The organism is Streptomyces bobili (assembly GCF_002154575.1).
GTDB lineage: Bacteria > Actinomycetota > Actinomycetes > Streptomycetales > Streptomycetaceae > Streptomyces > Streptomyces bobili.
In genome coordinates, this window is the sequence record NZ_MUBA01000159.1 from 1 (window position 1) to 11,684 (window position 11,684).

Annotated in this window: 10 protein-coding genes; 7 read left to right on the forward strand and 3 right to left on the reverse strand. The window is 72.6% G+C overall.

Annotated features, from left to right (window positions below):
- From BZL64_RS13960 to BZL64_RS13970, 3 genes are all read right to left on the reverse strand, one after another.
- The coding region (locus BZL64_RS13960) for a helix-turn-helix domain-containing protein (RefSeq protein WP_107430289.1) at positions 1-1,589 on the reverse strand (1,589 nt) is incomplete at its 3' end.
- A 498-nt stretch (positions 1,590-2,087) separates the two neighbouring features.
- Complete coding sequence (locus BZL64_RS13965; RefSeq protein WP_086769503.1) at positions 2,088-3,707, reverse strand: MFS transporter; 1,620 nt, start codon at positions 3,705-3,707, stop codon at positions 2,088-2,090.
- A 293-nt stretch (positions 3,708-4,000) separates the two neighbouring features.
- On the reverse strand, positions 4,001-4,474 hold the full coding sequence (locus BZL64_RS13970) for a MarR family winged helix-turn-helix transcriptional regulator (protein WP_086769504.1): 474 nt from the start codon (positions 4,472-4,474) through the stop codon (positions 4,001-4,003).
- A gap of 116 nt (positions 4,475-4,590) precedes the next feature.
- On the opposite strand from BZL64_RS13970, the gene BZL64_RS13975 reads away from it, so the two are divergent.
- The 7 genes from BZL64_RS13975 to BZL64_RS14005 all read left to right on the forward strand — a co-directional run.
- Positions 4,591-5,211, forward strand: coding sequence for an L-threonylcarbamoyladenylate synthase (locus BZL64_RS13975; protein WP_086769505.1), 621 nt, complete (start codon positions 4,591-4,593; stop codon positions 5,209-5,211).
- Positions 5,212-5,333: 122 nt separating this feature from the next.
- Positions 5,334-6,089, forward strand: coding sequence for a dienelactone hydrolase family protein (locus tag BZL64_RS13980; protein WP_086769506.1), 756 nt, complete (start codon positions 5,334-5,336; stop codon positions 6,087-6,089).
- Between the two features lie 435 nt (positions 6,090-6,524).
- Positions 6,525-7,718 (forward strand): glycoside hydrolase family 64 protein, encoded by a 1,194-nt coding sequence (locus BZL64_RS13985; RefSeq protein ID WP_086769507.1) that lies wholly within the window; start codon positions 6,525-6,527, stop codon positions 7,716-7,718.
- Between the two features lie 193 nt (positions 7,719-7,911).
- On the forward strand, positions 7,912-8,745 hold the full coding sequence (locus tag BZL64_RS13990; protein WP_086769508.1) for an MHYT domain-containing protein: 834 nt from the start codon (positions 7,912-7,914) through the stop codon (positions 8,743-8,745).
- Between the two features lie 202 nt (positions 8,746-8,947).
- Positions 8,948-9,778: a DUF1684 domain-containing protein gene (locus BZL64_RS13995; protein ID WP_086769509.1), complete on the forward strand. Its 831-nt coding sequence runs from the start codon at positions 8,948-8,950 to the stop codon at positions 9,776-9,778.
- A 53-nt stretch (positions 9,779-9,831) separates the two neighbouring features.
- Positions 9,832-11,334: a metallophosphoesterase family protein gene (locus BZL64_RS14000; protein WP_086769510.1), complete on the forward strand. Its 1,503-nt coding sequence runs from the start codon at positions 9,832-9,834 to the stop codon at positions 11,332-11,334.
- Between the two features lie 68 nt (positions 11,335-11,402).
- Positions 11,403-11,684: LLM class flavin-dependent oxidoreductase (locus BZL64_RS14005; RefSeq protein ID WP_143663122.1), on the forward strand; the 282-nt coding region annotated here is incomplete at its 3' end.

Below are 11,684 nucleotides of genomic sequence, written 5' to 3' on the forward strand. Positions count from 1 at the left end.
CACCTGTGCACAGGTGAGTCCGGATGGCCCGATTCCGCCTGGCGGACATCGGGCCGGGCGTCGGCCCGGAGGTCGGTGTTCACCTCGGTGTGCAGGTCGGGGTACAGGTCGGGCGGGTCGAGCGCGCCGCTCGCGAGGTGGGCGAGGACCACCTCGTAGAGGTCGCCGCCGGCGGCGAGGAGCCGCCGTTCGAGGACGGGTTCGGCGCCGCGGACGTGCTCGCGGACGGTCTGGGCGTGCACGCCGAGCAGCTGGGCGGCCCGCTCGGCGTTGCCGCCGGCGGAGATCCAGGCGCGCAGGGTGCCGCGCAGGTCGCGGCCGTCGGAGTCGAGGCGGGCGAGCAGGCCGTACGCCCAGGTGCGCAGGGCGGGCCCGGTGAGCAGGTCACCGAGGCGGACGGGTACCTCGGTTGCCGCGGTTCGGTCCTCCGTGAGACCCGCCTCGGTGTTCAGGGCGAGATGTACGGCGGCGCGGACGGCGAGGTCGGAGAAGTCCGCGCCGAGGAGGTTCTCGACGCGTTCCATGCGGGCGCGGACGGTGTTGCGGCTCACGCCGAGCACCTTCGCCGCGCTGACGGCGGTGAACTCCAGGCCCAGCCGGGTGGTGGCGAGGAGTTCGGCACGGGTGTGGTGGGCGAGGGTGTCCAGGGGGCGCAGCAGCCGGGTCGTCCAGGCGCGCAGGACGGCGGGGTCCATCAGGCGCTCGGGGTGGGTGCGTTCGGCGTAGACGGCCGTCTTGTCGGGGCGGAAGTGGGCGACGGCGAGGGCGCTGACGGCCTGCCCGTAGGCGGCGGCCGTGTGGGCGAGGCTCTGGCGGGCGCTGCCGCCGAGGAAGGTGCCGGGGTGCCGGCGGCACACGTCGCGCAGGTCGGCGGCCGTGGTGTCGCGCGGAGTCACCACGATGACGTGGGCGTCCACGGCCGGACAGCGCACGACCAAGCTCTGTTCGCGGGTGGCCTCGATGCAGGCCTCGGCGAGCCGGTCGCGTGACTCGGGGGTGCTCTCGACGACGTAGACGCAGGCCGTGTCGGTGTCGAGGAGGCCGGGCCAGAGACCGGCGGCGACCCTGCGGGCCGCGCTGGTGTCCTCGACCATGAGCAGTTGCAGGATGGCGAGGCGCAGGTCGGAGGTGGCGCGGGCGAGGCGGTGTCCGGTGGCGTCGGTGCGCCGGGCGCGCAGCAGAAGTTCGAGGGCGGCGGCCGTGTGGGTCACGATGTCGCCGGCGCGCCGGTCGAAGGGCGCGGTCCGCACGACGGCGAGCACGCCGGCCGCGGCGGGCGTGGGCAGTTCCACGCGGATCAGCCGCAGGTGACGGCCGTCGCCCTCCCAGGAGGCGGAGGCGAGGCGACCGTTCACGATGTCCGTCACCAGACCCTCGTCGAGCGGTGCGGGTGAACCGGCGAGGGGCGTGCCGTGCTCGTCACACAGGGAGACGCTCGCCCCGACGGTGGCGCCGAGCCAGTCGACGACCCTCGCGATGTCCCGGCCGGTGGGCCGCAGATGGTCGAGGAGTTCCTGCGCCCACGCCGAGTCCGCCTGCCCGCTCACCGCCGCCTCCGCGTGCCGCCGCTCGCCGTCCCGGCCGGTCATGTCGGCCCACACTCCTCGTCCCTCACGGCCCTCCGCGGGCCGAACCAGTCATATCGGTCGGGGACGTTACCTCACGCACGCGGGCAGAGGCCCGATCCGACCCCGACCGACCAGCCGAAGCGGGGTGGGCGCCGGCGGCCGGGCGGCCAGTTCCGAGGTGCCGCCCCGGCCGGGAGAACCGGCGGCGCCCGCCCGACGCAGGCAGCCGAGGGGACCGGAGGGCGGGCCCGGACGGACACCGACGACCGCCCGACGCAGGCAGCCGAGGGGACCGGAGGGCGGGCCCGGACGGACACCGAGGACGCCGCCGTCCGGCCGGACAGGAGGGCGGCGCGCTCGGGCCCGTCCCGCCTGACGGACCAGGCCCGTCACCACCGACGCCCGCGTACGGGCCGTTCCGCCCACCCGGCCACGACGACAGCCACCCGCACCTGCGCGAACGAACAGACCCCGGAAGCAGGCCGTACCCGCACAGCGCGACACCGCGCAGCCCGGCGCTCAGACCGTGACGCCGCCCGCGTCCGCCCCGCGCGGAGCCGCCGAGCCCCTCCCCCCGAGGCCGACCGCGGCCACCACCGCGCCCACCAGACAGAGCAGGCCCGTCACCACCGACGCCGCGTGCAGGCCGTTCATGAAGGCCTGGGCGCTGCCCTCGGCGACGGCCGCCCGCAGTTGTCCGGGCATGGCGGCGGAGACGGGGGCGACACCCATGGCGACCGCGTCCTTGGCCTCGCCGAGCCCTGCGGCCGTCGCCGCGGGGACTCCCGCCCGGGTCAGTTCGCCGCCGAGCGTGGAGCCGACCCTGGCGCTGATCACGGAGACCAGCACGGAGGTGCCGAGGGCGCCGCCGATCTGGAGCATGGTGGCCTGGAGGCCGCCCGCCACTCCGCCGTCCCGGACGGGGGCGTTGCCGACGATGGCGTCCGAGGAGGCGGCGAGCACCATGCCGACGCCGAGGCCGAGCGCGACGAACGGCGGCCACATGGTGGCGTAGGAGGAGTCGGTGGACCACGTGAGCAGGCCGAAGCAGGCGACGCCCTGAAGGATCATGCCGAGGGGCATGCACAGGCGGGCGCCGAACCGGCCGGTGAGGGCCGCGCCGAGCGGGGAGGCGACGAGCGAGGCGAGGCTGAGCGGGAGGGTGCGTACACCGGCCTCGACGGGGGTGTAGCCGCGCACGTTCTGCAGGTACAGCATGATGAAGAAGATCGCGCCGAGCAGCACGAAGAAGTTGAGCGCGGTGATGATCGCGCCGACGGTCAGCGAGCGGTTGCGGAACAGGCGCATGGGCAGCAGCGGGTGCTCGACCCGGGTCTCGTACCAGCCGAAGGCGGCGAGGACGAGGAGACCGGCGAGGATGGCGGCCCAGGTTCCCGCGGAGGTCCAGCCCCAGGTCTCGCCCTTGACGACGCCGAGGACGAGGCTGAGCAGGCCGACGGCGAGCAGCAGCACCCCGGGAACGTCGAAGCGGTGGTGTCCGGTGGAGTTGCGCGACTGCGGCAGTACGAGCGCGCTGAACGCGAACGCGACGACGCCGATGGGGAGGTTGATGTAGAACACCGACTCCCAGCTGACGTGCTCGACGAGGAGACCGCCGACGATCGGGCCGAGCGCGGTCGACACGGCGGAGACCATGGCCCAGATGCCGACGGCCATGCCGAACTTCTTCGGCGGGAACACCGCTCGCAGCAGCCCCAGCGTGTTGGGCATGAGCAGGCCGCCGAAGACGCCCTGGAGGGCACGGAAGACGATGACGCCGGTGATGGAGCCGGAGAGTCCGATGGCGACCGAGGAGACGGCGAATCCGACGACGCCGACCAGGTAGAACGTGCGCCGGCCGAAGCGGTCGCCGAGTTTGCCGCCGAGGATGAGGGTGGCGGCCAGGGCCAGCAGGTAGGAGTTGGTGACCCACTGGAGATCAGCGGTGGAGGCCTTGAGGTCGCGGCCGATCTCGGGGTTGGCGATGGCGACGACGGACGCGTCGAGCTGGACCATGAACAGGCCGAAGGCGACGGCGCACAGGGTCAGCCAGGCGTTGGATCGGAAGCGGCCGGTGGCCGGTGGCCGCGCCGCGGTGGACGCGGGCAGGCCGGAGTGGTCCACGGTGGTGGATGGCATGGAAGAGCCTTGTCTGTGTACGTGGTTCTACGAAGTACGTGGTTCTACGCAAGGCGTGGTTCTACGCAAGGCGTGGTTCTACGCAAGGCGTGGTTCTACGCAAGGCGTGGTTCTACGCAAGGCGTGGTTCTACGCAGGGCGTGGCGGGCGGCGCCCACACGGCGCGCGGCACGGCCGGTCCCGGGCGGGCTGAGTCCCGTCGGCGGGGAGAAGCGGCTGCTGAGTCCCGTCCGCGGGGAGAAGCGGCGGAACAGTGCCTGCCCGGTTCAGGCCGGGAAGGGGCCTGCCCCGTCTCAGTGCGCCGCGGCGTGCAGGTGGCGCGTCAGCGAGATGAGCGCCCCGATCGCGGAGCCGAGAGCGTCCATCTCGCCGTCGGTGAGGGACAGCAGTGCCTCGGAGAGGTAGCCCGTCTCCAGGTCGCGCACCTCGGCGAGGCGCCGCCGCGAGGTCGCCGTCAGGTACAGGCGGGCGACGCGTTTGTCGGTGCTGTCCTGGCGGCGCTCCAGCATGCCCCGCTCGGTCATCTGGGAGACCAGGGCGCTGACGTTGTTGGGTTTCATCAGCAGCGCGTCGGCGGCCTCGCGCACGGTGGTGCCCTCGTGCCGCGCGACGAACCTGAGCAGCAGGAGCTGTCCCTCGGGCGGTTTCGGGTACGGGTAGGCGGAACCGACCCGTCGGTCCAGTGCCCGGTGCAGCGCGGGGAGGCAGGCCGCCAGCTCGGCGGCAAGGCGGTCGGTGCCCCCGGTGGGCGCGCTGGAGTCGGACATGACAGTCACGATAGGTATGCCGACATACTCATGTCAAAGCGGCCGGTCCCGAGGTGCCGGGCGCCCGGCGCCGTCGGTGGCGGCCCGGACCCCGCGGCACGGCATAAGCTCCCCCAATGGCGAAGTACTACGACGTTCACCCAGACAACCCGCAGCCGCGCACCATCGCCCAGGTCGCGGCGGCCATCCGGGCAGACGCGCTGATCGCGTACCCGACGGACTCCTGCTACGCGCTCGGCTGCCGGATCGGCAGCCGTGACGGCGTGGACCGGATCCGGTCCATCCGCGAGCTGGACGACAAGCACCACTTCACCCTCGTCTGCCAGGACTTCGCGCAGCTGGGCCAGTTCGTGCACGTCGACAACGACGTGTTCCGCGCGATCAAGGCCACGACGCCCGGCAGCTACACCTTCATCCTCCCGGCGACGAAGGAGGTGCCGCGCATGCTCCAGCACCCGAAGAAGAAGACGGTGGGCGTGCGCATCCCCGACCACGTCGTCACCCAGGCGCTGCTCGCCGAACTCGGCGAGCCCCTGCTGTCCAGCACGCTGCTGCTGCCGGGCGAGGAGGAGCCGATGACCCAGGGCTGGGAGATCAAGGACCTGCTCGACAACTCCGTGGACGGGGTGCTCGACTCCGGGGACTGCGGCACCGAGCCGACCACGGTCATCGACTTCTCGGAGGGCGAGGCGCAGATCGTCCGGTACGGAGCGGGTGACGCCTCACGCTTCGAGTAGGCCGGGCACAGAGCGGAGTGCCGGCCACCGGGCCCCGCCACCGCCGGCTCGATGGCGCATGCAACGATGTCGATCGGCCCGGCCCGGCGGCGGCTCGGCACCATGCAGAGAGGCACGCCGACATGACCTCCGTTCAGGGAACAGCCGTGGACGTCCCCACCGAGGACGGGGTCGCGGACGCCTACCTCTCCCGTCCCGCCGCCGGCGTGCCCCGTCCTGGCGTGCTGCTGTACCAGGACGCGTTCGGCCTGCGCCCGCATCTGCGGGCGATGGCGGACCGGCTGGCCGGCGCCGGGTACACCGTGCTGGTGCCGAACGTCTTCTACCGCCACGGGCGCAGCCCCGTCGTCGAACTGCCCGAGTTCATCGACACGGAGGCCCGCCCGGACATCTTCGAGAGGCTGCTCCCGGTGATGCGGTCGCTGACCCCCGACCTGGTGACGCGGGACGCCGGCGCGTATCTGCGCTGGATGGCGCGGAGCCCGCTGGTCGCCGACGGTCCGGTGGCGGTGACCGGTTACTGCATGGGCGCCCGCCTCTCCCTGCTGACCGCGGGCGCCCATCCCGAGCGGGTCGCGGCGGCGGCCGGTTTCCACGGCGGGCGGCTGGCGACCGAGGCGCCGGACAGTCCGCACCTGGTGGCCGGCCGGGTCACCGCCGAGCTGTACTTCGGCCACGCCGACGACGACCCCGCGCTGCCGCCCGAGGAGAAGGAGCGGCTGGAGAAGGCCCTGACCGCGGCCGGCGTCCGGCACCGCTGCGAGGTGTACGAGGGCGCCCGGCACGGATTCACCCAGGCCGACACCGCCGCCTACCAGGACGCCGCCTCCGAGCGGCACTGGGCGGCCCTGCTGGACCTGCTCACCCGCACCTTCTGACTCCGGGGCGACCACGGGCGCGACCACCCACCCACGTCCGGGCGGCCACGGACACGACCACCCACCCACGTCCGGGCGGCCACGGACACGAGCACCCACCCACGTCCGGGGCAGCCACCGGCACGCACCCATGCACGTCCGCGACGACCACAGGCGCAAGCGCCCACGCACGTCCGCAGCGACCACGGACGCGGGCACCCGCCCACACACCGGGCCCCCACAGGAGCACAAGCACCCGCGCGCTTCCCACACCCCCACCGGCACAGAGCACAGAGCACATACCGGCCCAGAAAGCCGCGGTCAGCACCCCCGGCAGGCCCCCGCAGCCACCTCTTCGCGCACAGTCATTGACATGTTCACTACCTGGTGCGACGTTGAGAGCGCTCTCAACAGGTACGGACCAACCCCACAGGCCTACCCGCACGGAGGTGGAGAGTGTTCCGCACACTCAAATCCCGGCTGACGGCAGCGGCAGGAGCCGCCGCGCTCGTCGGCACATTGCTCAGCCTGGGCCCACCGGCCCAGGCCGCCGTCCCCGCCACCATCCCCCTCAAGATCACGAACAACTCGGGGCGCGGCGAACCCCTCTACGTCTACAACCTCGGCACCCTCCTGACGACCGGTCAGCAGGGCTGGGCCGACGCCAACGGCACCTTCCACGCCTGGCCCGCGGGTGGCAACCCGCCCACCCCGGCGCCGGACGCCTCGATCACGGGCCCGGCGGCCGGCGGGTCGGCGACCATCCGGATCCCCAAGTTCTCCGGCCGCATCTACTTCTCGTACGGCCAGAAGCTGGTGTTCCGGCTGACCACGGGCGGGCTCGTGCAGCCTGCCGTGCAGAACCCCAGCGACCCGAACCGGAACATCCTGTTCAACTGGTCGGAGTACACGCTCAACGACTCGGGGCTGTGGCTCAACAGCACCCAGGTCGACATGTTCTCGGCGCCGTACGCGGTCGGGGTGCAGCGCTCCGACGGGAGCACGGTCAGTACCGGCCGGCTCAGGCCGGGCGGCTACAACGGCTTCTTCAACGCGCTGCGCGGGCAGCCCGGCGGCTGGGCGAACCTGATCCAGACCCGCTCCGACGGCACCGTCCTGCGGGCGCTGTCCCCGCTGTACGGCGTGGAGACGGGGGCCCTGCCCCGTACCGTCCTGGACGACTACATCAACCGCGTCTGGCAGAAGTACGCGACCTCGACGCTGACGGTGACGCCGTTCGCGGACCAGCCGGGCACGAAGTACTTCGGCCGGGTCTCCGGCGGCGTCATGAACTTCACCAACAGCGCGGGCGCCGTGGTCACCAGCTTCCAGAAGCCGGACGCGGACAGCGTGTTCGGCTGTCATCGGTTGCTGGACGCCCCCAACGACGCCGTACGCGGGCCGATCTCGCGCACCCTCTGCGCCGGGTTCAACCGGTCCACGCTCCTGGCCAATCCGAACCAGCCGGACTCCACCTCGGCGGGCTTCTACCAGGACACGGTGACCAACCACTACGCGCGCAAGATCCACGCGCAGATGGCTGACGGGAAGGCGTACGCGTTCGCTTTCGACGACGTCGGCCATCACGAGTCGCTCGTGCACGACGGGTCGCCGCTCCAGGCGTACCTGACGCTCGACCCGCTGAACTGAGGGCCGCCCACGTCCCGCCCACGTCCCGCACGCGGAGAGCCTCGCGTGCGGGACGTCCGCGCCCGCACAGGGGGCGATCGGTCCGGTTCCGGCACCGTGTCGCCACGACGGCACACGGCAAAGGCTTGCTTCCTCGCCCCACGCCCCGTAGACCTGCTTTCACAACAACCGTCACTCTGGGGGGAGTTCGGTGATGGACGGCACGGTCGACGGGTTCCGGTACGGGTGGGTGACACCCGTCGCGGCGTATGTGATGGCCTGTCTCGGAGGGGCGCTCGGCCTGCGCTGTATCGTGCGTTCGCTGCTCGACGCGCAGTCGTGGCGGCCCGGCTGGCTGGCGCTGGGGGCGGCGTCGATCGGCTGCGGGATCTGGACGATGCACTTCATCGCCATGATCGGCTTCCAGGTGGAGGAGGCCCGGATCGGTTACGACGCCGGCCTGACCCTGCTGAGTCTCCTGGTCGCCGTCGTCGTGGTGGGGATCGGCGTGTTCATCGTGGGGTATCGCGGAGCCGGCGTCGCGGCCCTGTGCCTCGCGGGCACCGTGACCGGACTCGGTGTCGCGGCCATGCACTACCTGGGCATGGCCGCCATGCACCTCGACGGCAGCATCCGCTACGACCCGTTCACGGTCGCGCTGTCCGTGCTGATCGCGGTCGTCGCCGCGACGGCGGCCCTGTGGGCGGCCGTCTCGATCCGCGGGTTCGTGACGAGCCTCGGGGCGAGCCTGGTGATGGGCGTGGCGGTGTCGGGGATGCACTACACGGGCATGGCGGCGGTCAGTGTCCATGTGCACGGCGTGTCCCCGTCGTGGGTGGGCGACGCCCCGACCTCGCTGCTGCTGCCGATGCTGATCGGGCCCGTGATCTTCCTGCTGCTGGCCGCGGTGGTGGTGATGTTCGACCCGCTGCTGGTGCTCGGCGAGGGGGACTGGAACCGGACCGCACGGGCCGGGCGGGCCGCCGTCCCCGAGGAGGACCGGACGGCCGGCCGGCCCGTCCCCCGCCGTTCGTGGAGCGACAGGTGAGCGTCCGGCACGGGGGCGGCCCGGTGTGCGACGTGCGGTAGGGCCGCGGCGCCCCCACGTGCGCGGGCACCGTCGTTCCCGCGCACGTTGCGGGTGTGTGAAATCCGGTGTCCGGCGCGGCGGACGAGGATGAGACCCGCCGTCCCGGCGGTTGTACCAGGCGTTCGTCGGTCCGCCAGGTACACCGTCCGAGGGAGCGCGCATGACCGTCCAGGAAGACAGGGACATCGACCGCACCGGTTTCGTCCGGGAGTGGGAGCTGTGGCACCGCCGGAAGGAGGAGGTCCTCGCCGGCCCGCACGGATTCCTGGCGATCACCGGCCTGCACTGGCTGAGCCCGGAGCCCGCCCGCTTCGACGACGCGCCCGGCGCTTGGTCGAGCACGGCCGAGGGAGTCGTCGTCGACCTCGCCGACGGCGAGGAACTGACCCTGGACGGCACGGTGGTGCGCGGCCGGTACGCGTTCGGGGCGATCGCCGAGCGCGACAGCGTGTACGTCGCCGCCGGGGACGCGCTGATCGAGGTCGCCAAGCGCGGCGGCCATGACATCCTTCGCCCACGTCACCCCGGCAACGCCCTGCGCACCGCCTTCTCCCACACTCCGGCGTACGCCCCGGATCCGCGCTGGGTGCGCGAGGGCCGTTTCCTGCCGCACCCCCGGCCCCGGCCGGTGACCGTCGGCGCCGCCGTCGAGGGTCTGGAGCACGTCTACGACTCCCCCGGCCAGGTCGAGTTCGAGCTGGACGGCACGACGTACCGCCTCACCGCGTTCAACGGCGGTACTCCGGGCGGCCTGACCGTGCTGTTCACGGACGCGACCTCGGGAGTGACGACGTACGCCGCGAACCGCTCCCTGCAACTGGCCGCACCGGACGGTGAGGGCCGGGTGACGCTGGACTTCAACCGGGCCGGCAATCTGCCGTGCGCCTACACCGATCTGGCGACCTGCCCGCTGCCGCCGGCGGAGAACCGGCTGCCGGTCGCCGTCGAGGCCGGCGAGCGGATCCCTCTGGAGCGGGGTGGACGGGACTGAACCGGGGCCCCCTGCCCGCCGTCCCGTCCCGGACCCGTTGTTACGGTGCACCGGTGTCTGACTCCTCGCGCGATACCGCCCAAGGCGCCGGCTGGGGCGCCCATGACCCCGGCACCTACGGGCAGTTGATGCCCGCCGAGACGAAGAAGATCTCGTGGCTGGACCCCAGGATGCTGTGGGCCGCGCGCAACGGCGTGCTGGCGTCCTGGTTCGGGGACCCCACCGGCCGTACGCGCGGCCGGTGGGTGGAGCAGCGGACGGCGGCCGGGGCACCGGCGGACAAGGTGATCCGGCGCCCGGAACCGGACCGCTTCTCCTTCATGGTGATCGGCGACACCGGCGAGGGCGACGACCCCCAGTACGCCGCCGTGCCGGGCTTCCTGAAGGTGGGTCAGGACACCAGTTTCGCCGTCCTGGCGAGCGACGTCATCTATCCCGTGGGCAGTGCGGACGACTACGACGGCAAGTTCTTCCGCCCGTACCGCGACTACCGGGCCCCGATATACGCGATACCCGGCAACCACGACTGGTACGAGGACCTCGGCGCCTTCATGCGGGTCTTCTGCGACGCCCCGCCGCTGCCCGCGGAGCCCGCGCCCCGGCCGTCCGGCCGGGCCTGGCTGCGCTCGCGGCTGTGGCACCGGCCACGCCAGGGCGACGGCCAACGCCTCGACGAGGCCCGTGCGTTGCGGGGGCACGCGTCCCAACGGGCCGTGCAGCCGGGCCCTTACTGGGCGATCGACTCCGGGCCGGTGCGCATCATCGGCATAGACACCGGCCTGCTGGGCACCCTGGACGCCGAACAGGGCGCCTGGCTGCGGGAGGTGGCGCGGGGGCCGCGCCCGAAGATACTGATCACCGGCTCGCCGCTGTACGTGGACGGCGAGCACCAGCCCTGCCCGATCGAGGGCGGCGGCACGGTCGACGAGATCGTGCGCGACCCCGAGAACCGTTTCGTCGCGGCGATCGGCGGCGACATCCACAACTACCAGCGGTATCCGGTGGCTCTGCCGGACGGCCGTACCCTCCAGTACGTCGTCGCGGGCGGCGGCGGGGCCTTCATGCACGCCACGCACACCATCCCGCGCGTCTCCGTGGGCGGCGTCGAGGAGGCCGGCTTCCGCTGCTATCCGCTGCGCGGCGACTCCCTCGCCTTCTACAGCCGCCTGTACGGCCGGCGGCTGCGGCTGCGGCGCTTCTTCTCGCTCACCGAGGACGAGGCGACCGCGGTGATCGCCGAACGGCTGGGCATCCCGCCGACCCGCGGCCCCGGCGGCCCGGTGCGCCTCACCCGGCGGATCCGGCTGGTCGCCACCCTGCTCGGCACCGCCCGCCGCCCCGACCGCGGGACGCGGTTCCGGCTGCCGGTGCGCAAGATCTACACGTCGCTGTTCTCGCCGAGTTCGGCGACGTACAGCCCGCCCTTCTTCAAGTGTTTCCTGCGTCTGGACGTGAGTCCGGAGAGCGTGCGGCTGCGCTGCTACGCGGCCACCGGCAACCGCGCGCAGGAACTGGATCCACCGGTCGAGGACGAGGTCACCATCGCGCTGGCCTGACCCGCCCCCCGGCCCGATCATGGAAGTACCGGTGCACGGCGGTGCCCGCCGTCGACGAGGAGGAACCGATGCCGTCCACCCCACGCCCGCTGCGCAAGCTGGGCTTCCTCACCATCGGCCTGTTCGACGAGGCCGACCCGCGCCGCGGGCACGAGACCACGCTGGAGATCATCGAACTGGGCGAGCGGCTGGGCTTCGACAGCGCCTGGCTGCGCCACCGGCACCTGCAGTTCGGCATCTCCTCCCCCGTCGCCGTCCTCGCGGCGGCCTCTCAGCGCACCAGCCGGATCGAGCTGGGCACCGCGGTGATCCCGCTGGGCTGGGAGAACCCGCTGCGGCTGGCGGAGGAC